At 65.0% G+C, this 22,840-nt stretch carries 23 protein-coding genes and 1 pseudogene; 14 read left to right on the top strand and 10 right to left on the bottom strand.

Features of this window, described 5'->3' with window-relative positions:
• Nucleotides 1-55 precede the first annotated feature (55 nt).
• Nucleotides 56-1,519, bottom strand: coding sequence for a betaine-aldehyde dehydrogenase (betB, locus tag ACEQX1_RS18265; RefSeq protein WP_370197297.1), 1,464 nt, complete (start codon nt 1,517-1,519; stop codon nt 56-58).
• A gap of 293 nt (nt 1,520-1,812) precedes the next feature.
• On the opposite strand from betB, the gene ACEQX1_RS18260 reads away from it, so the two are divergent.
• Nucleotides 1,813-2,244 carry a glyoxalase superfamily protein gene (locus tag ACEQX1_RS18260; RefSeq protein ID WP_370192283.1) on the top strand — a complete coding sequence of 144 codons (432 nt, stop codon included), beginning with the start codon at nt 1,813-1,815 and terminating at the stop codon, nt 2,242-2,244.
• Nucleotides 2,245-2,374: 130 nt separating this feature from the next.
• Complete coding sequence (locus ACEQX1_RS18255; RefSeq protein ID WP_370192280.1) at nt 2,375-2,740, top strand: DUF427 domain-containing protein; 366 nt, start codon at nt 2,375-2,377, stop codon at nt 2,738-2,740.
• A 48-nt stretch (nt 2,741-2,788) separates the two neighbouring features.
• On the opposite strand, the gene ACEQX1_RS18250 is transcribed toward ACEQX1_RS18255, so the two are convergent.
• Complete coding sequence (locus ACEQX1_RS18250) at nt 2,789-3,076, bottom strand: SelT/SelW/SelH family protein (RefSeq protein WP_187389878.1); 288 nt, start codon at nt 3,074-3,076, stop codon at nt 2,789-2,791.
• Nucleotides 3,077-3,175: 99 nt separating this feature from the next.
• Here ACEQX1_RS18250 and ACEQX1_RS18245 point away from each other — a divergent pair, with 99 nt between their 5' ends.
• From ACEQX1_RS18245 to ACEQX1_RS18220, 6 genes are all read left to right on the top strand, one after another.
• The gene (locus tag ACEQX1_RS18245; RefSeq protein WP_187389879.1) at nt 3,176-3,994 is read left to right on the top strand and encodes a potassium channel family protein; all 819 of its coding nucleotides are present in this window, start codon (nt 3,176-3,178) and stop codon (nt 3,992-3,994) included.
• A 98-nt stretch (nt 3,995-4,092) separates the two neighbouring features.
• Complete coding sequence (locus ACEQX1_RS18240; protein WP_370192279.1) at nt 4,093-4,443, top strand: ArsR/SmtB family transcription factor; 351 nt, start codon at nt 4,093-4,095, stop codon at nt 4,441-4,443.
• Nucleotides 4,440-4,979, top strand: a complete 540-nt coding sequence (locus tag ACEQX1_RS18235; RefSeq protein ID WP_188076122.1) for an arsenate reductase ArsC — start codon at nt 4,440-4,442, stop codon at nt 4,977-4,979. The genes ACEQX1_RS18240 and ACEQX1_RS18235 overlap by 4 nt, the downstream gene beginning before the upstream one ends.
• Nucleotides 4,976-5,401, top strand: coding sequence for an arsenate reductase (glutaredoxin) (gene arsC, locus ACEQX1_RS18230; RefSeq protein ID WP_370192276.1), 426 nt, complete (start codon nt 4,976-4,978; stop codon nt 5,399-5,401). The genes ACEQX1_RS18235 and arsC overlap by 4 nt, the downstream gene beginning before the upstream one ends.
• Nucleotides 5,391-6,122, top strand: coding sequence for an arsenical resistance protein ArsH (arsH, locus tag ACEQX1_RS18225; RefSeq protein ID WP_370192274.1), 732 nt, complete (start codon nt 5,391-5,393; stop codon nt 6,120-6,122). Before arsC ends, arsH begins: the two co-directional genes overlap by 11 nt.
• Before the next feature lie 30 nt (nt 6,123-6,152).
• The gene (locus tag ACEQX1_RS18220) at nt 6,153-7,460 is read left to right on the top strand and encodes an arsenic transporter (protein WP_370197295.1); all 1,308 of its coding nucleotides are present in this window, start codon (nt 6,153-6,155) and stop codon (nt 7,458-7,460) included.
• Nucleotides 7,461-7,466: 6 nt separating this feature from the next.
• Here ACEQX1_RS18220 and gndA read toward each other — a convergent pair whose 3' ends face one another.
• The 5 genes from gndA to ACEQX1_RS18195 form a co-directional block, all read right to left on the bottom strand.
• Entirely contained in the window at nt 7,467-8,891 is a 1,425-nt protein-coding gene (gene gndA / locus ACEQX1_RS18215; protein WP_188076126.1) for an NADP-dependent phosphogluconate dehydrogenase, read from the bottom strand.
• Between the two features lie 87 nt (nt 8,892-8,978).
• A complete protein-coding gene (locus ACEQX1_RS18210; protein WP_024349560.1) occupies nt 8,979-9,740 on the bottom strand; it encodes an ABC transporter permease in 762 nt (253 codons plus the stop codon).
• Nucleotides 9,737-10,663 carry an ABC transporter ATP-binding protein gene (locus tag ACEQX1_RS18205; RefSeq protein WP_009210988.1) on the bottom strand — a complete coding sequence of 309 codons (927 nt, stop codon included), beginning with the start codon at nt 10,661-10,663 and terminating at the stop codon, nt 9,737-9,739. The genes ACEQX1_RS18210 and ACEQX1_RS18205 overlap by 4 nt, the downstream gene beginning before the upstream one ends.
• Nucleotides 10,664-10,925: 262 nt before the next feature.
• Entirely contained in the window at nt 10,926-11,084 is a 159-nt protein-coding gene (locus ACEQX1_RS18200; RefSeq protein ID WP_081651831.1) for a DUF3563 family protein, read from the bottom strand.
• 148 nt (nt 11,085-11,232) lie between these two features.
• The gene (locus ACEQX1_RS18195; protein WP_188076129.1) at nt 11,233-11,709 is read right to left on the bottom strand and encodes a GreA/GreB family elongation factor; all 477 of its coding nucleotides are present in this window, start codon (nt 11,707-11,709) and stop codon (nt 11,233-11,235) included.
• A 14-nt stretch (nt 11,710-11,723) separates the two neighbouring features.
• Here ACEQX1_RS18195 and ACEQX1_RS18190 point away from each other — a divergent pair, with 14 nt between their 5' ends.
• Nucleotides 11,724-11,990: a hypothetical protein gene (locus ACEQX1_RS18190; protein ID WP_370192337.1), complete on the top strand. Its 267-nt coding sequence runs from the start codon at nt 11,724-11,726 to the stop codon at nt 11,988-11,990.
• A 91-nt stretch (nt 11,991-12,081) separates the two neighbouring features.
• On the opposite strand, the gene ACEQX1_RS18185 is transcribed toward ACEQX1_RS18190, so the two are convergent.
• From ACEQX1_RS18185 to ACEQX1_RS18175, 3 genes and pseudogenes are all read right to left on the bottom strand, one after another.
• The gene (locus tag ACEQX1_RS18185) at nt 12,082-12,408 is read right to left on the bottom strand and encodes a hypothetical protein (protein ID WP_230789760.1); all 327 of its coding nucleotides are present in this window, start codon (nt 12,406-12,408) and stop codon (nt 12,082-12,084) included.
• A gap of 1,115 nt (nt 12,409-13,523) precedes the next feature.
• Entirely contained in the window at nt 13,524-14,129 is a 606-nt protein-coding gene (locus ACEQX1_RS18180) for a hypothetical protein (RefSeq protein ID WP_230789764.1), read from the bottom strand.
• A gap of 144 nt (nt 14,130-14,273) precedes the next feature.
• Nucleotides 14,274-14,702 (bottom strand): annotated as a pseudogene (locus ACEQX1_RS18175) (TniQ family protein); the annotation flags it as partial.
• A gap of 635 nt (nt 14,703-15,337) precedes the next feature.
• Between ACEQX1_RS18175 and ACEQX1_RS18170 the strand changes: the two are divergent.
• The 5 genes from ACEQX1_RS18170 (at nt 15,338) to ACEQX1_RS18150 (ending at nt 22,248) form a co-directional block, all read left to right on the top strand.
• Nucleotides 15,338-16,051 (top strand): TnsA endonuclease N-terminal domain-containing protein, encoded by a 714-nt coding sequence (locus ACEQX1_RS18170; RefSeq protein ID WP_230789766.1) that lies wholly within the window; start codon nt 15,338-15,340, stop codon nt 16,049-16,051.
• Between the two features lie 268 nt (nt 16,052-16,319).
• Nucleotides 16,320-18,539, top strand: coding sequence for a DDE-type integrase/transposase/recombinase (locus ACEQX1_RS18165; RefSeq protein ID WP_230789767.1), 2,220 nt, complete (start codon nt 16,320-16,322; stop codon nt 18,537-18,539).
• Complete coding sequence (locus ACEQX1_RS18160) at nt 18,539-19,636, top strand: TniB family NTP-binding protein (protein ID WP_230789770.1); 1,098 nt, start codon at nt 18,539-18,541, stop codon at nt 19,634-19,636. Before ACEQX1_RS18165 ends, ACEQX1_RS18160 begins: the two co-directional genes overlap by 1 nt.
• A complete protein-coding gene (locus ACEQX1_RS18155) occupies nt 19,636-21,477 on the top strand; it encodes a TniQ family protein (protein ID WP_230789772.1) in 1,842 nt (613 codons plus the stop codon). Before ACEQX1_RS18160 ends, ACEQX1_RS18155 begins: the two co-directional genes overlap by 1 nt.
• Nucleotides 21,478-21,663: 186 nt before the next feature.
• Nucleotides 21,664-22,248 (top strand): hypothetical protein, encoded by a 585-nt coding sequence (locus tag ACEQX1_RS18150; RefSeq protein WP_230789774.1) that lies wholly within the window; start codon nt 21,664-21,666, stop codon nt 22,246-22,248.
• The last annotated feature ends 592 nt before the right edge of the window (nt 22,249-22,840 follow it).

Raw genomic sequence — 22,840 nt, 5'->3', positions numbered from 1 at the left:
CGGCGGGGGAAAGTCAACGCCTGCGCCCTGACGGTCCCGTGACCGGCCCGTTCCGTCAGTAGGGCGCCTCGCTGGTGCCCATCTCGACATAGACCGACTTGACCTGGCTGTAATGCTCCAGCGCCGCGCGGCCGTTCTCGCGGCCGATGCCGGAGCGCTTGAAGCCGCCGAAGGGCATTTCCACCGGGGTCAGATTGTAGGCGTTGATCCAGCAGGTGCCGGCCTGCAATTTCGCCACGACGCGGTGGCCGCGCTGGATGTCGCGGGTGTAGACGCCCGCCGCCAGGCCGAATTCGCTGGCATTGGCGCGGGCGATCGCCTCCTCCTCGTCGTCGAAATCGAGGACGCACATGACCGGGCCGAAGATCTCCTCGCCGGCGATGCGCATGTCGTCGGTGACGTCGGTGAAGACCGTCGGCCCGACGAAGACGCCCTCGGGAAAGCCGTCGACCTTCGCGCTGCCGCCGCCGCAGGCAACCGTCGCGCCTTCCTGCCGGCCGATCTCCAGATAGGAGAGCACCTTCTCGTACTGGGCGCGCGAGACCAGCGGGCCGAGATCGGTGGTCACCCGCAGCGGATCGCCGAGGGTGATCGCCCTGGTGCGCGCCACCAGCTTCTCGACGAAGGCAGCCCGCACCGAGCGCTCGACGAAGACGCGGGTGCCGTTCGAGCAGATCTGGCCGGTGGAGTAGAAATTGCCGAGGATCGCGCCGGAGACCGCCGCATCGAGATCGGCATCGGCAAAGACGACGATGGGCGACTTGCCGCCCAGCTCCAGGGTCACGTGCTTGGTGGTCTGCGACGCCGCCTGCATCACCCGCGCGCCGGTCGGCACCGAGCCGGTGACCGACACCTTGGCGATCTGCGGATGGCCGGCGAGCGCCGCGCCGACCGGGCCCATGCCCTGCACGACGTTGAAGACGCCGGCCGGCACGCCCGCTTCGGACAGGATCTCGGCGAGTTTCAGCGCCGTCAGCGGCGTCACTTCAGAGGGCTTGAAGATCATCGCATTGCCGCAGGCCAGCGCCGGGGCGGCCTTCCATGAGGCGATCTGGATCGGGTAGTTCCAGGCGCCGATGCCGGCGCAGATGCCCAAGGGCTCGCGGCGCGTATAGGCGAAGGAGCCGCCGAGATCGATGTAGTCGCCGGTGATGTCGGCGGCCAGCGCCCCGAAATATTCCAGCGCGTCGGCGCCCGAGGCGGCGTCCGCCACCAGCGTCTCGGACAGTGCCTTGCCGGTGTCGAGCGTCTCCAGCTCCGACAGCGCCTCGTTGCGGTCGCGCATGATCGCCGCGGCACGGCGCAGGATGCGGCCGCGCTCGGCGCCGGTCATCGCCGCCCAGACGGCCTGCCCCTTCTGCGCCGCGGCGATGGCGCGCTCGATCAGGGCCGGGGTGGCGGCATGCAGTTCGGCGATGGTCTCGCCGGTGGCCGGATAGATGCTGGCGAAGGCTTCGCCGCTCTCGTCCTCGACATAGCCGCCGTCAATGTAATGGGATCCGTTGGGCTGGGCGCGCATGGCTTCGTCCTCTTCCTTCGTTGCCGCTTCTGTAACGCCGCCGGCCGCCGCGCGCCACCATGACCCGTCCCGCGGAGGCCGCCGGCATCGCCGCGCTTGACGTTGCGGCCGCGACCCTCCATCTGTGCTGCGGGCCGAGGGAGCCTGCCGCTCGCGGGCGAAAGCCGTGGTGAATTCCCTTTCCGATCATCCGTGACGCCATTTCACGTTGGCATGCGGCCTGACGGCAATCGCGAGCCCCGACTTCAAGACGCCGCATGCGACGACCTCGAAAGGTTCAGCAGATGACCGGCATGCCCCACACCCCGACCGCCACCGACTACAAGGCCCAGGCCAGGCGCCTGCGCGCCGGACTGGCCGATACGGGACACGACCTCACCCACAGCGCCGCCCTGGAACTGGTCGCGCGCCAGCACGGTGTGCGCGACTGGAACACGCTGAATGCGCTGGCCGCACGCGGCCGCTCCGTCGCCGATCTGACCATCGGCTCGACGGTGGCCGGCCGCTATCTCGGCCACGACTTCACCGGCGAACTCGTCGCGCTGCACGCTTTGTCCAAGAGCGGGCGCTACCGGGCCTCGATCCAGTTCGACACGCCGGTGGACGTGGTCGCCTTCGACAGTTTCTCGGCGTTCCGGCGCCGGGTGACCGTCACCGTGGATGCGACCGGCGCAACGACTGAGAAGACCTCGGACGGCCGGCCGCATCTGCAACTCGCCCTCTAGGGCGCGGCCAAAACTCCGTGCCGGGCGCCCGTCCCGGCACGGCAGCCGATCCGGACGCTTCGCCGCAGCCGCGGAACGGCCTTGTCACGGGTACCTTTTCCTTGCCGACCCCTGCAATTGGAGAAGCCCGATGACCACAGACCTCGAACAGCGTACCCGCGAGCGGATCCGGATCGAGCCGGCCGCCGGCTCCGTCGTGGTGAATTTCCACGGCGCCATCCTCGCCTCCACCGACAAGGCGCTGGTGCTGCACGAGACCGGCTACGATCCGGTCTATTACATCCCGAAGGACCGGGTGGAGATGGCCTATCTGCGCGAGAGAGACCGGCGCACGACCTGCCCGTTCAAGGGCGAGGCCCGCTACTGGTCGATCACCGCCGAGGCGCAGGCCGCCGACGACGCGGTCTGGGCCTATGACACGCCCCATGCCGGCGTCGCCGAGATCGCCGGCCATGTCGCCTTTGATCCGAAGAAGGTGACCGTCGCCGTCAGCTGACCGGCCGGACCCTCCATGCTGCGCGGGGCCGCCACCGGCTCCGCCGCCTCAGCGGTCGCTGTGGCCGAGGTCGCGGGCCGGGTCGAGCCGGTCGCGCACCCGCTGCTTCAGGATCTTGGCCTCGGGAAAGCCGCCATCGGCCTTGCGCTCCCAGATCGTCTCGCCCTCATAGCGGATCTCGAAGACCCCGCCGGTGCCCGGCACCAGCGCCACCTCGCCCAAATCCGGGCCGAAGGTCGACAGCAGTTCCTGCGCCATCCAGGCCGCCCGCAGCAGCCACTGGCACTGGGTGCAATAGGTGATCGCGATCCTCGGGGCCGCCACGTCGTCGCTCATTGCCTGTACTCCTGAAGCCTGCCGCGCTACCTCGGACATCGGAACGGCACTCCGGCCGATCCGCGCGACGCGCCCTCCCGGACCCAACGATCGGCCGCAATGCTGCAATCCGCCCGTCCTGCACATGGCTGGCACCGCCGCCGGCTCAAGACCCGGATCGCCCGTGCTCGGGTCCGCCTGCGCCGGCTCTATCACGGTCATACCCGAAACGCCCTGCGCTTCCAGATGGCGGTGCTGTCGGTGGACATGGCGATCATCGCCTTCTTCGTCTTCAGTCCGATCCTGCGCGAAAATCCGTCCTTCCTCTTCGTCGATTATTCGGTCGCCGCGATTCTCGCCGCCGACGTCTCGGCGCGGTGCTTTGCCGCCCGCAATCCGCTCAGATGGCTGCGCCAACCCTTCGTGCTCCTGGATCTGGTGATCCTGGCGACGCTGCTGTTTCCCTACACGCTGATCAATTTCGGCTTTCTGCGGATCGTCCGGCTGTGGTCGATCTCCCAGAGCGGCGTCCTGTGGCGTCCCCTGCGGCGCTGGGGCCACCGGGACTGGGAGCAGCTCGCCCGGGCGATGGTCAATCTGATCACCTTCCTGTTCCTGGCGACGGGCTTCGTCTACACGACCTTCTTTCGGAAAGGGTCGGGCCTCGAGGGCTATCTCGACGCCCTTTATTTCACCGTCGCCTCGGTGACGACGACGGGCTACGGCGACATCACCCTGCCGGGCAGCTGGGGCAAGCTGACCTCGGTGGTCATCATGATCATCGGCATCTCGCTGTTCGTGCGCCTGGCGCAGGCGATCTTCCGGCCGCACAAGGTGGATTACCCCTGCCCCAATTGCGGCCTGCAGCGCCACGACCCCGACGCCGTCCACTGCAAGGCCTGCGGCCAGCTCCTGAAGATCCCCGATCCCGGCGACTGACCGAACGGCCGCCGCGCGACGCCGCCGCTGCGGGCCCCCGCGCCCGGTGGTCGCATCGCCGCGCTTGCACACTACAAATATCCTTGTAATATTGCAGCATGGATGAAGACAGAGCCGTCGCGGCGCTTGCCGCCCTCGCCCATGCCGACCGCCTCGCCGCCTTCCGCGCCCTCGTGCAGGCGGGACCCGAGGGACTGCCCTCCGGCGTGATCGCGGAGCGTCTCGGCGCAGCCCCCACCCGGATGAGCTTTCATCTCGCCGCCCTCGAGCGCGGCGGGCTGATCGGCTCGCGGCGGGACGGACGGCGCATCCTCTATGCCGTTCGCTACGACGAGATGCGCGGCCTGCTCGGCTTCCTCACCGAGGATTGCTGCGGCGGCCGACCCGAGCTTTGCGGCGATCTTGCCGCGCTGGCGCCCGCCTGCGGGACAGAGGAGGCCTGCCGATGACCCGGTCCGATCCGTTCAACGTGCTGTTCCTGTGTACGGGCAATTCCGCCCGCTCGATCCTCGCCGAAGCCATTCTGCGCAAGGACGGCGGCGGGCGCTTCAACGCCTTTTCGGCGGGCAGCTTCCCCAGGCCCGACGTCCACCCGATGAGCCTCGAGCTCCTGGCCGAGCACGGCTATCCGACCGAGGGGCTGCGGTCGAAGACCTGGGACGAGTTCGCCGAGCCGGGCGCGCCGAAGATGGATTTCGTCTTCACCGTCTGCGACGACGCGGCCGGCGAATCCTGCCCGGTCTGGCCGGGCCAGCCGATGACAGGACACTGGGGCATCGAGGATCCGGCGGCGGAAACACGCGGCGGAATGTGGCAGCGCGCTGCCTTTCTGCGTGCGCTGCATTACATGCGCAATCGCATCGCCGTCTTCACGGCGTTGCCGATTGAAACGCTCGAGCGCAGCAGCCTGACCGCCGAGATCCGTGCCATTGGCCGGTTGGAGGGGACGACGGCGACCGCTCCCCAGCCAGCAGAGGCCCCATGACCGTCACGATCTATCACAATCCCGACTGCGGCACCTCGCGCAACACCCTCGCCATGATCCGCCAGTCCGGCGAGGAGCCGCAGGTCATCGAATATCTGAGGAACCCGCCCAGCCGCGAGACGCTGATCGAGCTCCTCGACATGATGAAAATGAAGCCGCGCGACCTGCTGCGCGAAAAGGGCACGCCCTATGCCGAGCTCGGCCTCGACGATCCGAAGCTGCCGGACGAGGAGATCCTCGCCGCGATGATGCAGCACCCGATCCTGATCAACCGGCCGATCGTGGTGACCGACAAGGGCGCCCGGCTGTGCCGCCCGTCGGAGACCGTTCTGGAGATCCTGCCGGATCCCGAGATCGGCCTGTTTACCAAGGAGGACGGCGAAGTGGTGATCGAAGGAAGCGAACACTACCATGACGGATGAGCCTGCAACGCCGTTCGACCTGCCGAACATCGCCGCCGACCAGCTGGAACGGCCCGATGTCGCGGCGCTGGCCGGGCCGGACGGTCCGGCCCACGCGCCGCGGATCCTCGTCCTCTACGGGTCGATCCGCGAACGCTCCTATTCGCGCCTTGTCGCCGAGGAATCGGGCCGGCTGCTGCGCTGGTTCGGTTGCGAGGTGAAGACCTTCGATCCGCGCGACCTGCCGCTGCCCGACGGCGCCGAGCCCTCCCATCCGAAGGTGAAGGAGCTGCGCGAACTCGCCATGTGGGCCGAGGGCATGGTCTGGGTCAGCCCGGAGCGCCACGGCGCGATGACGGCGATCATGAAGGCGCAGATCGACTGGCTGCCGCTGTCGCTCGGCGGCGTGCGGCCGACCCAGGGCAAGACGCTTGCGGTCATGCAGGTGTCGGGCGGCTCGCAATCCTTCAACGCAGTCAACCAGATGCGCATTCTCGGCCGCTGGATGCGCATGGTCACCATCCCCAACCAGTCGTCGGTGGCCAAGGCCTTCAACGAGTTCGACGAGGCGGGGCGGATGAAGCCCTCCGCCTATTACAACCGCATCGTCGATGTGTGCGAGGAACTGGTGAAGTTCACCCATCTCGTGCGCGGCCGGTCGGACTATCTGACCGATCGCTATTCCGAACGCGTGGAGAGCGCGGAAGCCGTCTCCCTCAGGGTCAACCAGCGCTCCATCTGAGCTTTTCCCCTCCCCGTCCCGGACATTGCCATGCTCGCCTTCGCGATCTTCCTCGCCACCCTGATCCTCGTCATCTGGCAGCCGAAGGGCCTCGGCATCGGCTGGAGCGCGCTCGGCGGCGCGGCGGTCGCGCTGGCCGTCGGAGTGGTCGATCTCGCCGATCTTGGCGTCGTCTGGGACATCGTCTGGGATGCGACCTTCACCTTTGTCGGGCTGATCGTCATCTCGCTGATCCTCGACGAGGCGGGCTTCTTCCACTGGGCCGCGCTGCATGTGGCGCGCTGGGGCGGCGGCAACGGCCGGCGGCTGTTCCCGCTTGTCGTGCTGCTCGGCGCGGTGATCGCGGCCTTCTTCGCAAATGACGGCGCGGCGCTGCTTCTGACGCCGATCGTGCTGGCGATCCTGGTGCGGCTCGACTTCCGCCCCGAGGCCGCGCTGGCCTTCATCGTCGCCACCGGCTTCGTCGCCGACACGACCAGCCTGCCGCTGGTCATCTCCAATCTCGTGAACATCGTCTCGGCGAATTATTTCGACATCAGCTTCAACCGCTACGCGCTGGTGATGGTGCCGGTCGACCTCGTCGCCCTGGCGGCGACGCTGGCGGTGCTGTGGGTCTATTACGGCCGGGCGATCCCGGCAGCCTATCCGGTGGAGGAGCTGGAAGCGCCGCGCTCGGCGATCCGCGACCCGCTGGTGTTCCGCGCCGCCTTCCCGCTGCTTGGCCTCCTGCTGATCGCCTATTTCGTCACCGGCCCGTTCGACGTGCCGATCGCCTTCGTCACCGGCGCAGCGGCCCTGCTGCTGCTGGCCATCGCCGGCCGCTGGATCGGCAAGGGCGCGGCGGTGGTGCCGATCGGCCGGGTCCTGCGCAATGCGCCCTGGCAGATCGTCCTGTTCTCGGTGGGCATGTATCTGGTGGTCTACGGCCTCGGCAATGCCGGCCTGACGGATCTGGCCGCCGGCCTGCTGGTCTGGCTCGGCCAGCAGGGCGATGTCGTGGCGACCGTCGGCAGCGGCTTTGCCGCCGCCATCCTCGCCTCGGTGATGAACAACATGCCGGCGACGCTGGTCGGGGCACTGGCCATCGACCGGGCGGACGTCGCGCCGCTGACCCGGGAGCTGATGATCTACGCCAATGTCATCGGCAACGATCTCGGGCCGAAATTCACCCCGATCGGCAGCCTCGCCACGCTGCTCTGGCTGCATGTCCTGGCCACCAAGGGACATCGCATCACATGGGGCCAGTACATGAAGGTCGGGCTTGTCATCACGCCACCAGTGCTTCTGGCGACGCTTCTCGCGCTGGTGGTCTGGCTGCCGCTGGTGAACGGCAGCTAGGCCGGATCAGACGGCCGGCCAGCGATGGTGGAAGACACCGTCGCGGTCGAGCCGGTGGAAGGTGTGGGCCCCGAACAGGTCGCGCTGCGCCTGGGTCAGGTTGGTGGTGCCGCGCGCCCGGCGATAATCGTCGAAATAGGCAAGCGCCGCCGACAGCGCCGGCACCGGGATGCCGGCCATGGACGCCTTGGCGACGACCTTGCGCAGCGCCGTCTGCCCCGCCTCGACGCGGCCGATGAAGGCCGGCGACTGCAACAGGTTGACCACGCCGCCGGTCTCGTAGGCGCCGGCAATGTCGTCGAGGAACTGCGAGCGGATGATGCAGCCGGCGCGCCAGATCTCGGCGATGGTACCGAGCGGCAGGTTCCAGCCGAACTCCTCCGAAGCCGAGGCCATTGTGGCGTAGCCCTGGGCGTAGGCGATGATCTTGGCCGTCTCCAGCGCCTGCTCCAGCTCGGCGATGCCGGCGGCCTCGCCGGAGAAGTCCGCCGCCTCGGTGGCGATGCCGGCATAAAGGCGGCTCGCCTCGGCCCGCTCGGAGCGGCGCGAGGAGACGCCACGCGCCGAGACCGCGGCCTCGATGGTGGTGGCGCCGACGCCCAGCTTCTGCGCCTCGATGACCGCCCAGCGGCCGGTGCCCTTCTGGCCGGCCTCGTCGACGATCAGATCGACTAGCGGCTTGCCCGTCTCGGGGTCCTTCTCGGCGAGATTCACCGCGGTGATCTCGATCAGGTAGGAGGACAGGCCGCCCTTGTTCCACTCGGCGAAGATCGCCGCCATGGCGTCCGCCTGCATCCCCATGCCGTCGCGCATGATGCCGTAGATCTCGGCGATCATCTGCATGTCGGCATATTCGATGCCGTTGTGGATGGTCTTGACGAAATGGCCGGCGCCGTCCGGGCCGAGCCAGGCGACGCAGGGCGCGCCTTCGTATTTCGCCGCGATCTTGGTCAGGATCGGCTCGAGCTGCGGATAGGTGTCCTTCGCCCCGCCGACCATGATCGAGGGGCCATGGCGGGCACCGAGCTCGCCGCCGGACACGCCCATGCCGACGAAGTTGAGGCCGGTGCCCTCCACTTCCCTGGAGCGGCGAACCGTGTCGTTGAAATCGGCATTGCCGGCGTCGATCATCACGTCGCCGGGCGACAGCAGCGGCGCCACCTCGGCCATCTCGTCATCGACGATCTTGCCGGCCGGGACCATGAACAGCACCAGCCGGGGGCTCTTCAGCGAGGCGACGAATTCCTTCAGCGTCGAGGCCGGCACGACATTGTCGCCGATGCCCGGATTGTCGTCGCGCAGGGCAAAGCCCTTCTCGACGGTGCGGTTGAAGACCGCCACCCTGAAGCCCTTCTCGGCGATGTTGAGCGCGAGATTGGCGCCCATCGTCCCGAGACCATAGACCCCGATATCGGCCGGCCGATCAACCATCTGACTTCTCCTGTCTTCCCCCGCCCCGGGCGATGCGCCACGCTGGACGGTCCGTCGAATTGCGTTTCGCGGCGGTCGCCGCGCGTGTCAGCTCTTCAGCCGCCAGCCGGTGCGGAAGATCCAGCCGATGACCAGCAGGCTGGCCACCAGAAAGACCAGCGTCATGGCCAGGCTGACCCCGATCGACACGTCCGACGTGCCGTAGAAGGCCCAGCGAAAGCCGCTGATCAGATAGACGACCGGATTGACCAGGCTGACGTCCTGCCAGAACTCCGGCAGCATCTTGATGGAATAGAAGCTGCCTCCCAGAAAGGCCAGTGGGGTGATGATCAGGAGCGGCACGAGCTGCAATTTCTCGAAGCCGTCGGCCCAGATGCCGATGATGAAGCCGAACAGCGAGAAGGTGATCGCCGTCAGGACGAGGAAGGAGAGCATCCAGATCGGATGTTCGATCCGCAGATCGACGAAGAACCAGGCCGTGGCGAGGATGATCAGGCCGAGCATGGCCGATTTGGTGGCGGCCGCGCCGACATAGCCGAGCACGATCTCGAAGGCCGAGATCGGCGCCGACAGGATCTCGTAGATCGTGCCGACGAATTTGGGGAAATAGATGCCGAAGGCGGCATTGGTCAGGCTCTGCTGCAAGAGCGACAGCATGATCAGGCCGGGCACGATGAAGGCGCCGTAGGAGACGCCGTCGATCTCCTCGATGCGCGAGCCGATGGCCGCGCCGAAGACGACGAAATAGAGCGAGGTCGAGATGACCGGCGAGATCACGCTCTGCATGATGGTCCGCCAGGTGCGGGCCATCTCGAACTTGTAGATTGCGCGGACCGCAGCGAAATTCATGCCTCGTCCCTCACCAGGTTCACGAAGATTTCCTCCAGCGTGGACTGTTTGGTCGACAGGTCGCGGAAGCGGATGCCGGCGTCCGACAGGCGGCTCATCAGCGTGGCGATGCCGGTGCGCTCGGCCGTGGTGTCGTAGCTGTAGGTCAGGCTCTCGCCGTCCGGCGCCAGCGTAATGTCGTAGTCGTCGAGCCCGTCGGGCAGGCGCTGGATCGGCTCCTGCAGATGCAGGGTCAGTTCCTTGTGGCCGAGCTTGCGCATCAGCTCGGCCTTGTCCTCGACCAGGATCAGCTCACCGCGGGAGATGACGCCGATGCGGTCGGCCATCATCTCGGCTTCCTCGATATAATGGGTGGTCAGGATGATGGTGACGCCGGATTCGCGCAGCTTGCGCACGACTTCCCACATCTCGCGGCGCAGGCCGACATCGACGCCGGCCGTCGGCTCGTCGAGGAACAGCACCTCCGGTTCGTGCGACAGCGCCTTGGCGATCAGGACGCGGCGCTTCATGCCGCCCGACAGGGTCATGATCTTGCTGTCGCGCTTGTCCCACAGCGACAGGTCGCGCAGCACCTTCTCGATATGGGCCGGATTGCGCTTCTTGCCGAACAGCCCGCGCGAGAAGGAGACGGTCGCCCAGACGCTCTCGAAGGCGTCGGTGGTCAGTTCCTGGGGAACGAGGCCGATCATTGAGCGGGCGGCGCGGAAGTCGCGGTCGATGTCGTGGCCGCCGACCGAGATCGAGCCCTCGGTCAGGCCCGCAATGCCGCAGATGATCGAGATCAGCGTCGTCTTGCCGGCGCCGTTGGGGCCGAGCAGCGCGAAGATCTCGCCCTTGTCGATGGACAGGTCGATGTTCTTCAGCGCCTGGAAGCCGCCCGCATAGGTCTTCGAGACGTTCTGGACGGAGAGGATCGGTGCCATGGAGAGATGCTACCGCTGCAGGAGACGGCCGGAGCGAGCGAATGTCGCCGGGCATTTCACCCGACATAGCCGTTCGGCCAGCTTTGGCCAGAGGCAGTCGGACGGACGGATCGTCAACCGGCATACCCGCAGACGAGAACGCCCGCAAACGGCGGGGCAGCGGGAAGCTGGCGCGTCGTTTGCGGGCGGTGAATCCGGCCCGTCGCGCGCAGGCCGTGCCTGCGCCGGGCAGATCGAGGCGGGAGATGCCTCCCGCGCCCTGTCAGAAGGGGTAGCTGCGTGCCGAGAAACGGCCCTGGTCGACCTCGCGGAGACGGCGCTCCAGGTCGGACATGGACACGGACTGGTCCAGATAGGCCCGAACCCGCTCCTGCTCGCGGTTGCGGCGGAAGGCGCCGCGGATCTTGTCGGTGATGTTCATGATCGGTCTCCTTTCCGCCCTTAGATGGAAGCTTTGCCGCAATGCAGCAATGCCGCGCGATGCAAGGCAGCCATGCCGTGGCGGCACGGCGGCGGAAAGGATTCGTTAACGATCCACGGCCCGCAGCCTCAGCCGGCCGGGATGCGGCTCAGGCGGCTTCCTCGGAAATCGCGACGATCTCGGCATCGGCCGTGCCGGCGCGCACGACGTCGCCGACGGTCCGGCCGATCAGGCTGCGGGCCAGCGGCGACAGATAGGAGATCAGCCCGGCGGACGGATCGGCCTCGTCGATCCCGACAATGGTGAATTGCTGGGTGCGGCCGTCCTCGCGCTCGATCGACACGACGCTGCCGAACTGCGCCGTGCCGCCGGTGTCGCGCGGCCGGATCAGTTCGGCGGTGGCGCGGCGGGCATTCCAGTAGCGCAGGTCGCGATTGATGTTCGCGATCGCAATCTTGTCGTCGGCCTGCCGCGCCGCCTCCTTGCGCTCGTTCAGCGCGGCGATCTCGGCATCGATCAGCGCCAGCCCGCGCGGCGTGACGAGATTGGGCTCGGTGCCCAGATCGCGATCCGGCAGCACCTCGACCTGGTCGTCATTGGGTTCCTTGACGAAAGCGACACTCATCGGACGACATCCTGTTGTTGTACAAGGGATGTAGGGTCGCCGACGACGCGCTCAACCGGCCCGGCAAGGCGGGTGCATCCGACGAACGGACGCCCGCCCCGCAGAGCGGTCTGTTCCGTGGAAGCCATCCGACACGAAACGCGACCGGTGCAACACCGGTCGTGTGCCCGCTTTCAAAAAGGCTTTCTGGCGCCTCAATAATAACAACTGCTTATTCGGAGCAAGGCAAGGAATTGCGCTATCTCTACAAGGACTTCGGCTTCTGGGTATCGCCCGATTGAAGCACTAAGAGTGACTGGGCGTCTCGGCCCAAACGCGTCTGCTCTTTGACATAGCCTGAGAGGCACCGTGCCGCGAGTTCCACTGCCGCCGCTACCGCGGCGTCGGCCCGGTGCCATATCCGCCTAGGGGAATGTCAGATTGCACTTCGCCTTCCTCACAGAAACGAACGCTCCACGCCTCCTTGCTGCCTGCCCATCTGACGGCTTCGACGAATGCTTCCGAGTGACCGGCGTCGCGAAGCTTCTGCAGCCTGTTTTCCAGAATGGTTCCCGGTCGCCACCACCCACCCGTGCCGACCGTGAAGCCGTCGTCGATATTCATGACCGTTATCGGAGCATCGATCCGCCAGAACGACAAAAGATCTGCGTCCTCCTGAGTGAGATGCTGCCATGAGATTTTGAGGCGTTCCTGGCTCATATCGTTCTCCCTGATACAGGGTCAGGCTATGGGCGAAGTACGCAAGGGACACGGCTGGCCGAGAGCCAACCTCCCGCCGGGTGCCCGGCGAGAGGTCATGGCGAGGGCATTCCGACGTCCTCATCCTTCGCTCGCGCCGTTGCAGCCAGCGCTTCGGTTCCTGCTCGAACATCGCCGGCGTCGGCGCTCTCGATCGATTTGCCGAGAAAGCGATCGCCTGTCTTGGCGAATGGCAACCTCAGTTCGAATTCGAGCGAGCAAGCATTCGTGACACCATCCGCGGCCACGGAACCAAGCGGCATTAGGTAGCAGAAACCACCAGATATGGTTGGCTTTTCCGGGTACGAATCTGAGAGGATTGCGGGAGTTCGTTCAATGGGTTTCGAGGAAGATCTGAAAGCTCGCCGGGTGGGCATCGAGGCGGAAATCGAGAAACTCCGCGCGAGGGTTGCGACCCTATAGAGCGTACTCTTGTCGTTGGACGGGGTCATCGCCTTCTACGACCCGACGGCCGCGGCCCCGACTCCGAAACCAAAGCGGACGGCACTGCCGCTCCCGCCACAGCTTCAGCGGATTAATGAGACCTGTGCGGTGTTCGACGCTGCACGACCAATCCCTTCGCCCTTAAATGACGGACGCGATCGGCTGGAGACGCATAAGGCTTTGTGTAGCGCCGCAATCGGGATCCAGAAACGAATAAGGGCCGCCCTTTTCCACCTCCTTGCGGAAGTGTGGCGACCCATGACACTGATGAATATTCGGTCCAACGCTACTAGAGTCAAGGGTGCCTTCGTGGCGCGGAAAATGCCTGTCCATCCTCCCTCTAGCAGTCAGGGCCTCCGGCTTGGAAGACTAACTTCTGAAGGCACCCGTCGCTCTGTGCCCGTCCCCGCTTCGAGCCATTTCCGGTCATGCATGTGACCGTTATTGCATGACGTTTTATAGTCGGCCGTGGTTTTTGCTACCTAATGCCGGAACCAAGGGCGCCTGCAATCGAGCAAATCAGGTCGTCCAGATGTGCGCGAGCAAATCGGTTTGGCGGCTTGCTCCCTTCGTCAAAGAAAGCGTCCAACACGCCGAGTCGATCCGAAACGGCAAGTTCCCCAATCCTGATCCTAAGGCGCACGCAGCGCAGCTCGAGCGGCAGGGACGCTCCGGGCGCGTGCGTCTCGGACCGCCTCGACGTCTGCCCTCGCGATGCCCTCTCTGCGGATCCTGTCAGCGGTGGTCCTGATTCCGAACGCATAGATCAGCGCGCCCATGGCTCTCCTCTCGACACCGCAGATCTGGGCCGCATGTACCATGTTCACTCGAAGACTTTGTTTTGGCTGCTTCCGGAACAGCGTCTCGTTCGGCCCGAAGGGATAGGCTTCCAGCGCGTGGGCCTCGAACACGTCCTTGAGGATTTCCCGGCCGGTGTGGCTGTCGCGGTTGGAGCGGTCGTCGTAGAGGCGCGAGTAGAACCGACCGTAGATACCCTTGAAGCCTCGCGCGGCTTGCGGCCTTCCATGCAGGAGTTCCAAGAGTCGAGCGTGGATCCTGCCGGGCCATTCCCCCGCCAATTCGAGGCCCTTGGATCTGAATCTTGCCGCGTCTCCAGGCGACATTGAGCGTATGTCCGTAGGCTCGGTTCCGTTCGCCAGTTCACCCAGCCACGAAAGCAGCGCCGACGCCTCTCCAAGTGGCAGGCCATCCAGGATGGGGTGAGTAAGTTCGGGCATCGCCCCGAGCCTACCCAATACGTAGCGGTCCGCCTCTACGTCGGAGGCGGGAACCGGCGCGGAGTCGATCCCCTCGCACGCCTTCCAGAACGGCAGCGGTTCCGCCCCGTCCTGTTGGGTATGTACCCTAGCCAGCGCGCAGAGGTGAATTGGGCACGTTTGCACATCCCGCAAGCACCACCATGCACGGACGTAGGGGCGGAAGGCGCGAGGGCCGGAACCGTAACGCAAATCCGAACCAATGCAGCGCGGACATGCCCTCGCCGCCGGCGCGCTGAATCCTCCGTCCCAATCAAACGGGTAGCGCAGCACTTGCCCGCGCAAACAGATTTCGTTCTTCCCTACGGGGACCGGTGACCACTCGGCGAGACCTTCGGCCGGCAAACCCGAGACGAGGGAGAGGTCGGCCGTCCCGAAACCGCGAACCTGCGCTTCGAAGTCCAAACCGAAGGCTACCCCGAACTCGCGCGGCTCATGATACCCGTTGCGTTCCCCGAGCCTCCGCATAAGCCACGATGCAGGCTCCCCAGGTCGCTCCCTGACGCGTAACGGCGCTCTCCTGACCTGCGACATGCTCATCCTCCCGTCTACCTTGGGTAGCGTGATGAGGTGAACGCGAGGTTGCCGGATTGGAAGTGGCACTGAAGCGGTTGTTGAAAGATGCCGCCGGACGGGCGCGTCGACACTAGTTCAGAGCCCGCGGCACGGGGTGTCTCGCAAGGGAACGCCTGAGAATGGCGGAGCGTCAACCCCGAATCACTGTTGACTATTTCCGGGCATCATGTTTTATTTTTATCAAGTACAGACAGCGGAAATGAACATCTTCCTGGCGATCGGCGAAGTCCGACCGCAATCGATGAATCGCGTGTATCTCGTAGGATTTGTCACCGATGCCCCGACCGCTCGCCCCCCACAGGTTTCGCATCGCCTACACCGCTGACGCCATCGGCGGAAAGCGCGCGCTCCCTCACTGCCGCGGGCCAGGCTGAAACCCTTCCCGGGCGCTTTCTTCGGCCGTCTAACCTCAGTCCAAACCTACGGCAGACGGCTTAAAGCGGGAAATGGTCCCGCTGTGGCCGGATCGCCCCGCGTCTCTGCCTGGCCGACGGTTGCCAGTCCTTCCGACCACCGGACCAGACGACCCGCACCCTACTCCGGCGGCTGGAGACGCTTGTCCGAAACGCTTCGACGGAACGAGAGGAAACAACGTGAACACCACGAACGACAATGGTTTCGGCCATCTTCCCGCACGACGGATGCTCGACGGGCGACACCGCCGGTCCTGCACTGGATCCGTTCCGACGCCGAAGGGGGGCGGCTTGGTACCGTTCGAAAGCCTCCTCGAGGGCGACTTGATATTGAGGGCGGCATCGGATCCCGACGTGGTCGCGGTCCGCGCGCAGCCGGAGACCTTCCGCTGGCTCGACGGCGTATCGGGGCGCAGGCGGCGTTACACGCCCGACCTGCTCGTCACCCTGCGGGACGGATCGAAGGTGTACAGGGAGGTCAAGCCGTACGCCCTCTTGGTAAGGGATCCGGAACTTAGGGGGCGGCGTCGACGGATCGAGGCTGAGTGCCTCGCGCGCGGCGCCAAGTTCGAAATCTGGACCGAGTACGAGATCCGAGAGACTCCGGACAGGCCCGCCCTTTTGCGGGCCGCTACGCTCGAGGAGGCACGGCGGCACGCGGTGGCTCTCGCCGAGCCGTTCGCCGCCGGGGGCGCTCAACTCACTATGGCCCCAGCGTACGTTCGCGAACTCGCGTCTCTGATATCGTTGGCCGATATCCGCCGCGTCGACGAGGGCTGGATCGGGCGCTCTGGACTCACCGGCATTCTGACGGCGCTTTTCTGCGACCTCGTGACTTGTCCCAGAACGCGGATGGTTGTTTGGGCGAGACGCCCGGAGGTCGACCTCCCATAGGATTCGCCGACCTCACGAAACGGGGCGTTTATCCTGTCGGAAGACCGCTGGAAGGATTCGCCGCGCCCTAACGATCCGGTAGGCCGGAACGAGCGATCGTGCCGTGCGCGGCGACCGGACTGCGCCGGGAGACGGAGACTCATGATGCACGAGACACCCACGAACGCAGGGCCACGACCGGATGTGACGGAACGATTTGGCTTCGGATTCTTGGCGAAATGCTGCGTGTTCCGTCAGCCCGGCGCCGCTTCGGAAGCGAGCTGACTCCATGGCCCCGTTCCGATTCAAGGCCACGCGCCTCAACTGGCAGGTAGGCGACAGCATCAGGCTGGTGCGCGCTGACGACAGCGCCAAGCTCTACGAACTCGTCGGGCGGAAACCCGGCGGATACAACTTCAAGGCCAAGGACGGCGAGGAGCGCTTCCTCTCCGACGACGAGATATCGCTTCGGCGTGCGCGAGGGAACGGCGAGCTCGAGCACTACCCGGTCACCGAGAAGGGCATCTCCCTTGAATTGCACCGGAACCTGACGCGCGCCTTCTCGATCCACCCGCCGGCGATTCAGCTCGTGGCGGAGATCAAGGCGGCCTACTGCCGGCGCGTCAACGAGCTGCTGGAGAAAGAAGTCCATATCGACGAGTGCTTCCGGCGCGCGGCGGCGGAAGTGCATGCCGAAAGCGAAGAGGAATGGCGAAAGGAATTCCTGCGGCTCAAGAGCATGAAGGAGGCGCTGGCACGCCAGCGCGCGCTTCTGCCGGACGGAATGCGGAAGGAAAGCAACGTCGGCGAGAGCTACGCCAAACCAGTGAAGCCTTCGACGGTCGAGACATGGTACCGCCTGTGGGTCCACTGCGACGAGGACATCCGCGCACTCGTGCCGCTGTTCGAGAACCGGGGCGACCACCGTCCCAAGAAGCTCGTCCTCTATGCGACGATGATGCACCACATCGAGGAGTTCTATTTCAAGCCGGAGCAGGCCACGCTGGCCGCGGTCTACAGGAACATGTGCGACGACAAGGACTTCAAGAAGCTGAAGGAAACCATCAGCTACACCGCTTTCAACAACTTCCTGAAGCGGACCTACTCCAGTTTCCTGATCGCCGCGAAGCGTCAGGGCCTTACTCGGGCGAAGTTGCGTCACGACGTGTACCAGCGCCTGCGTCACGACACGAAGGCTATGGAAGAGATCGAGGTGGATCACTGCCTGATCGACGTGATCGTGGTTGACGAAAGGTCCGGGCGCATCCTCGGACGTCCGTGGCTCACGGTGGCGATCTGCCGCGGCACGCGGATGGTGGTTGGCTGCCACCTCTCGTTCGAGGTGCCAAGTTGGGCGTCGCTCCAGAGATGCCTGGCCCACGCCTTCTGGCCCAAGAACCTCGAGGGTCTCGGTCTGAACAATCCATGGCCTTGCGAAGGCATTCCGAAGAAGGTGATCACGGACAACGGTAAGGAATTCAAGTCTCGCAGCATGCGGCAAGCGGAGCTCGCGTTGGGATTCACGGTGGTCAACCTCCCCGGCCGCTCCCCTTGGCTGAAGGGCATCGTGGAACGGTTCTTCGGCACGATGCAAATGCAGGTGCTCAGCTTCGTCGAGGGCAAGACCTTCGGCGACACCAAAAAGCGCGACGACTACAACTCGACCAAAAAGGCCCGCATCAAGCTTTCAGAATTGAAGTCAAAGCTTCTAAGGTGGATAGTGGACGACTACCACGTCAGGTTCCACGAGGGCCTGCGCGGGTTCCCCATCCACGAGTGGCAGAAGCGGATGCCGGAAGACGGCATCGACGCCGTGCCTAGGTTCGAGAGCATCCGTGAGTTCCTCGGTGCGGCGCACCTGAAGCCGATCGGGAAAAAAGGGGTTGCTCTCTACGGGCATTACTATTTTCACCCTGACCTCAAGCAGATCCGAAGGGACAGGGGGCCGAAGCAAAGGTACGAGATCCGGAGCGATCCTTACGACATCGGCGCGATCGAGCTCCTTACGCCCGACGGTCAGTGGCTTCGCGTATGGAGCGACAGGCCAGAGCTGACTGTCGGCGTCAGCATGCACCAAAGCGAGGTGCACGACAGGCTGGCGAAGAAGCTCGCTCCGAAGGGCGAGGCCGTCACCGATGCGTACCGTTTGGAGGCCCTCGAGCGGGCTCAGGCGGAAAGCGCAGAAATCATGGACGACGGCAAGGGAAAGACCACCGTCCGGAATGTGGCCCGCTACCATCACGACAACGGGGTCTTCATGACTCCGGTCTCGGGTCAGTCCGGAGGAAGGGCCGCCAACGACGACGCTCCTGTGGTGCCCGGAGCGATTGGAGAGGCCGTTGCGGAGGAAGTCGCCGCTACGACGGACTGTAAACCCGAGGCCGTCGTGCGGGCGGCCAACGAACGCGGGGCAAAGGCCACGAAGGCCGCCTCGGACGAAACCGTCAGTGCCGAAGAATTTGCCGCCTACCAAGCACAACGGAAGGCAGCCATGAGGAGGGCTAGTTGATGGACACGCATATTTCCGATGTTCCACACCGCAACCCCGCGGAGACCGTTGCCGACTTCGAGAGCAGGATCACCGAGCACGAGCAACTCGTAGAGGCGACTACCGCGATCTCGCGATTGCGCACCCGTTACAGGGGGCCGGGCCAGCGAAAGCTGGCGGCTCGCGCGCTCCTCGTCGTCGGTGCGCCCGGATCGGGCAAGAGCACGATCCTCGAGAGCTACATGGACAAGCACGGCCAGGTGGAAGAGACGCCCGATGGGGACATTCGCCGCGTGATCGCCCTCGAGATGCCCCACAGCCCGGGCCGCAAGCAGGTCGTGGCGGCAATCCTCCGTGCCCTAGGCTACCCGGCGAGGGATGACTGGGACACGAACATGATCCTTGACCGGATCAGCACCCAGTTGCGGGAGCAGCGCGTCGAACTCCTGCTCATCGACGAGGCGCACCACATCGTCGAGAACCGCAAGGAGGAAGCCGAGGAGGACGTCTCCGAGTTCCTCAAGTCGCTCCTGAACCGCTCCGGCACCCAGCTTGTCCTGTTCGGTCTTCCCATGCTGCTCGGCCTCAAGGAATACCCGCAGCTCGACCGACGCTTGGAGGCCTCTGTCGTCATCGAGCCCTACAGTTGGGACACCCTTGAGGGCCGCGGCGAGTTCACGATGGTTGTCGACCTGATGGAAGAGGCAATGGACCTGCCCGAGCCGTCAGGTCTCTCCGAGCACCGCGTTGCGGTTCGCCTCTACTGCGTGACGGGCGGACATGTCGGTCTCGTGTCGAAGTATCTCAGCGAGGCGTTCCGGCGCGCGCTGGAGTCCGGCCTGCGGGAGATCGACCTGACGCTTCTCGGGCAGATCCACTCCGACTTCACGCGCCGTTACAAGACGCAGGAGTTGAGCGACGACTTCAACGCCGCCCCGAAGAGGGCGAAGCGCGAGATGGATTCCGCGAAGAACCCTTTTCTGGTGGACGACAAGAAGCTCCTTCCGCTCTGGAAGGCGATGAAGGCCAAGCGCGACAAGATGGTCACCATGGCCAACCGTCGCCATGCCCGGGCCACGCGAATGGTGGGCACGGGAGCGGAACCCTCGGCCTTCTGATGCGCCCCGTCTGGTGCCCCCCACTGAGATTGTACCCGAATGCGGGAGAGGACGCGCGGTCCTATCTCGTGCGGTGGGGCGTGCGGAACGGAGAGTGGAACTCCGCAAGGTTCGCGGTGAACGTCGGCGTTTCGATCGACGGCCTGCGGACTGGACGCCAGGTCGGGGTCATGGAAAGTGCGGCTAGGCTTCCCGAAGGCACATTGGCCGCTTGGTCGCCCAAGACCGACACGCGTTCGCGCACCATCAAGATCGGCGCGGAGGTCGTCCGCATGCAAGATTGGAGCGCGTCCGCCCGGCGTTGGTGCCCTGCCTGTTTCGCTTTGGACCGAAATCCCACCGTTGCGTTGGGCCGCGCGGAAGGCGACGGGATGCCCTGGCACCGCGCGGTCTGGAACTTGGCGGCGCTCGAACAGTGTCCCGAGCACGGGACGACGCTCCGGTCCTGCTGCCCGTCATGCGGTTCGGCGCAGGAATGGGACCATGCTCCGCTCGACACCTGCGCATGCGGAACGCGGCTGCAATCGGAAAACTTTTCCGTTGGGGACCCGGACGGGATATCGACGTTCGTCGCCAACCGAGTCCGAGGCGCAAACGCGAACGGCCCAGCGCTTCTCGATGGCCTGTCGCTCGACCGCTGCCTGCCGTTGCTCGAGCGCATCGGGCTTTCGGCGTTGGGCAAACCAGGCGCTCGATGGGCATCTGTAAGGGCGAGCGGTGTGGCACGATGTACGGCTCGGGGATACGAGATCGCATCGTCGTGGCCAAGCCAATTCATCGAAGTCCTTGACGGGATCGTGGCCGCGCGCAGCGTGGAGGCGATTTCCCACGGTGGCATGACCCTCACGTACGGGTGGGTGCATGAGCATTGGATCAGCCCGATGCCGTCGGACGATGCCGGCAGGATGCTCAAGGCCGCCCTCCTCGACCACGCGACGGCGCACGGCATCGTGTCCGAACACGAAATGCTTTTGGGTCGCGAAGCCTCAACGTCGTCGTTGACGCTATCGCAGGCGGCGAGCGAGCTAGGGATGGGTCATGCGCGCGCCCGGAGGCTGCTTGTCCGCCGTGAAGCCCTTCCGGCCGGCAGACGCCGAAGTGTCGGAATGACGATCGACCGACGCGAGGTCGAACGACTGCGTCAGGAGCGTGCCCGCCGCATCGACGCCCGCACCGCTCGGGGTCGCCTCGGTCTCGGAAAGATCCCGTTCCGCGGCCTTGTGGAGCTCGGTTTGCTCGTGCCTGCGGACGACGGGCATGGCAACGAACGATTTGAGGGCAGCGACGTCGAGCGGCTGCTGGAAAGGATCAGGGGCAGTGCCCCGATCACGGACACCGTCGCCGAGGGCTGCATGGCGTTGCCGGAAGCGTCCCGGAAGTTCGGCGTATCCATAGCGGAGTTGGTCCGTCGCATCGCAACGTCGGAGCTGTGCGTCCACGGCTCGGTCCACGGGGGCGGAGCTCTCTCCGCCGTGTTCGTTCAAGCGTCCGATCTCATCGGCCCCGCGTGTGACGGCAAGAACGTGCTCACGCTCCAAGAGGCCTCTGCCAAACTCTCGATACATCCGGAGGTCGTTCTCCATGTCGCAAGGACCGGGATGCTTGCGGGTTCAAGGGAGGGACGCGCCTGGAGTTTCAGCGCGGTAGCTGTCGACGCCTTTGATGCGGCGCACGTCTCCAATTCACGAATGGCAGCGTCGGTGGCCGCCTCCCCCCGCTCGACCATCGCCCGGCTGGCGGGAATGGGCATCCGCCCAGTCGTCGGGCCGCCGACATGCCGCCAAGCGATCTTCGTGAGGAGTGCGGCCGAGCAAGCCCTTGGCATTTCCTGCTGCCCTTAAGCGGTATCGATGCAATTCTCAGGCGGATATCCAAACATCACGAGCTACTTCGAAATGCTTTCGCGACCCCGTGGTTCTTTGGCTAATTTGCAACCTTGTGGGTTGACGAGGCGTTGCAGCGGCACTCGTGGTCTTCTGCAGGTCCCTGCGCTCTCCGCGACATCATCCGAAAAAGGAGGACTACCCATGAACAAGCTTCTGATGACGACTGCCGCCACACTGGTCGCAATGGGTTCGACCGCGTTCGCGCAGAACATGATCGACACCACCGACGTGAAGGCCGAGGGCAACACTGCGACTTTTGCCAAGGTGTCTTCTGACAACGGCGGCTATTTGGTCCTGCACGAGGTCAAGGACGGCGCGCCTGTAGTACCCGGCTCGATCGGCCACGTTGCCATACCGGCTGGCGAGAGCATGAATGTCTCAGTCGAGGCCGAGATGGATCTCGCCGGCGACACCGAGTACATGGCCATGCTGCACGACGAGACCAACGGCAACGACACCTATGATTTCGGCGAAGGCTCGACCGATGTCGACACGCCGACCATGACGGATGGCAAGCCGGTAGTAATGCCGTTCACGGCAATGGCGTCGATGGATAGCTCGGCTGGTGCGTCTGCGACGACAGACATGGGCGCGGCGGGCGCCGGTGCTGCGATGGACTCGAAGGCTTCGGGCTCCACCACCGCGACCAGCGGAGAGCCCGGCGCCAATAGCGACGAGGTCACAACGCCATCGGGTGGCGTGGTCCCCGGCCAGACCCCAAACTAATAGCTCGATCTCAATTGGTAATCACAAGCCGTCTCGCTTCATGCGAGACGGCTTGCGATCTATATCTGCAGCTTAGCAGGGTCGGTTATGTGGTAAGATGCTTGCAGCTTCTCACATAAGTTCATCATCGCATCCGACCGGTCACGCAGCTTGACCTGAATGGACGATCTGTCGGACGTAATATTCCGCGAATGTGCACGCAGGTGTGTAGGTGAGAGGATTCGACGCTGCTGCCATTGTGGCCCACTGTGCCCGACAAGCGACCGGCGATAAGGCTGCTACGGGAATATCGCCGGGATCACACTGCTTTGAGGTGCCTTGCGACTGAGCTGTCAAGGCGCGAGGTAACTCGCTCCGCTCAGTGGGTTGACTAAGCTCCCCCATCCGACCTAGCCAACCTCATCCAAGGTTCAGCGAGCTTGCAGAGGGTGCCTCCGCAAATCAACCGAAATGAACATGTCAGCATTGACCTGAGACCCCAATCTCCTCCGGTTTGAGGGAGAGTCCTGAGTTTCGTTCTTGGCCTTAAGCGGCCTGTGTTTCCAGTGTGGATTTCATTGCGAACTCGGCCGGCGGCACGTTGCCGAGGGCC

Origin of the sequence: Aurantimonas sp., assembly GCF_964217435.1 — a bacterium.
GTDB lineage: Bacteria > Pseudomonadota > Alphaproteobacteria > Rhizobiales > Rhizobiaceae > Aurantimonas > Aurantimonas coralicida.
Note: the sequence above shows the minus strand (reverse complement) of the source record. Positions and strands in the feature narration are given on the sequence as shown.

What these genes read in the sequence shown, in the direction of transcription:
- gndA (WP_188076126.1), bottom strand. Translation starts at nt 8,891, where the DNA reads ATGGTTGATCGGCCGGCCGATATCGGGGTCTATGGTCTCGGGACGATG.
- ACEQX1_RS18250 (WP_187389878.1), bottom strand. Translation starts at nt 3,076, where the DNA reads ATGAGCGACGACGTGGCGGCCCCGAGGATCGCGATCACCTATTGCACC.
- ACEQX1_RS18195 (WP_188076129.1), bottom strand. Translation starts at nt 11,709, where the DNA reads ATGAGTGTCGCTTTCGTCAAGGAACCCAATGACGACCAGGTCGAGGTG.
- ACEQX1_RS18235 (WP_188076122.1), top strand. Translation starts at nt 4,440, where the DNA reads ATGACCCGGTCCGATCCGTTCAACGTGCTGTTCCTGTGTACGGGCAAT.
- ACEQX1_RS18150 (WP_230789774.1), top strand. Translation starts at nt 21,664, where the DNA reads ATGAACAAGCTTCTGATGACGACTGCCGCCACACTGGTCGCAATGGGT.
- ACEQX1_RS18165 (WP_230789767.1), top strand. Translation starts at nt 16,320, where the DNA reads ATGGCCCCGTTCCGATTCAAGGCCACGCGCCTCAACTGGCAGGTAGGC.
- ACEQX1_RS18160 (WP_230789770.1), top strand. Translation starts at nt 18,539, where the DNA reads ATGGACACGCATATTTCCGATGTTCCACACCGCAACCCCGCGGAGACC.
- arsH (WP_370192274.1), top strand. Translation starts at nt 5,391, where the DNA reads ATGACGGATGAGCCTGCAACGCCGTTCGACCTGCCGAACATCGCCGCC.
- ACEQX1_RS18260 (WP_370192283.1), top strand. Translation starts at nt 1,813, where the DNA reads ATGCCCCACACCCCGACCGCCACCGACTACAAGGCCCAGGCCAGGCGC.
- ACEQX1_RS18200 (WP_081651831.1), bottom strand. Translation starts at nt 11,084, where the DNA reads ATGAACATCACCGACAAGATCCGCGGCGCCTTCCGCCGCAACCGCGAG.
- arsC (WP_370192276.1), top strand. Translation starts at nt 4,976, where the DNA reads ATGACCGTCACGATCTATCACAATCCCGACTGCGGCACCTCGCGCAAC.
- ACEQX1_RS18245 (WP_187389879.1), top strand. Translation starts at nt 3,176, where the DNA reads ATGCTGCAATCCGCCCGTCCTGCACATGGCTGGCACCGCCGCCGGCTC.
- ACEQX1_RS18205 (WP_009210988.1), bottom strand. Translation starts at nt 10,663, where the DNA reads ATGGCACCGATCCTCTCCGTCCAGAACGTCTCGAAGACCTATGCGGGC.
- ACEQX1_RS18220 (WP_370197295.1), top strand. Translation starts at nt 6,153, where the DNA reads ATGCTCGCCTTCGCGATCTTCCTCGCCACCCTGATCCTCGTCATCTGG.
- betB (WP_370197297.1), bottom strand. Translation starts at nt 1,519, where the DNA reads ATGCGCGCCCAGCCCAACGGATCCCATTACATTGACGGCGGCTATGTC.
- ACEQX1_RS18255 (WP_370192280.1), top strand. Translation starts at nt 2,375, where the DNA reads ATGACCACAGACCTCGAACAGCGTACCCGCGAGCGGATCCGGATCGAG.
- ACEQX1_RS18185 (WP_230789760.1), bottom strand. Translation starts at nt 12,408, where the DNA reads ATGAGCCAGGAACGCCTCAAAATCTCATGGCAGCATCTCACTCAGGAG.
- ACEQX1_RS18240 (WP_370192279.1), top strand. Translation starts at nt 4,093, where the DNA reads ATGGATGAAGACAGAGCCGTCGCGGCGCTTGCCGCCCTCGCCCATGCC.
- ACEQX1_RS18210 (WP_024349560.1), bottom strand. Translation starts at nt 9,740, where the DNA reads ATGAATTTCGCTGCGGTCCGCGCAATCTACAAGTTCGAGATGGCCCGC.
- ACEQX1_RS18155 (WP_230789772.1), top strand. Translation starts at nt 19,636, where the DNA reads ATGCGCCCCGTCTGGTGCCCCCCACTGAGATTGTACCCGAATGCGGGA.
- ACEQX1_RS18180 (WP_230789764.1), bottom strand. Translation starts at nt 14,129, where the DNA reads ATGCCCGAACTTACTCACCCCATCCTGGATGGCCTGCCACTTGGAGAG.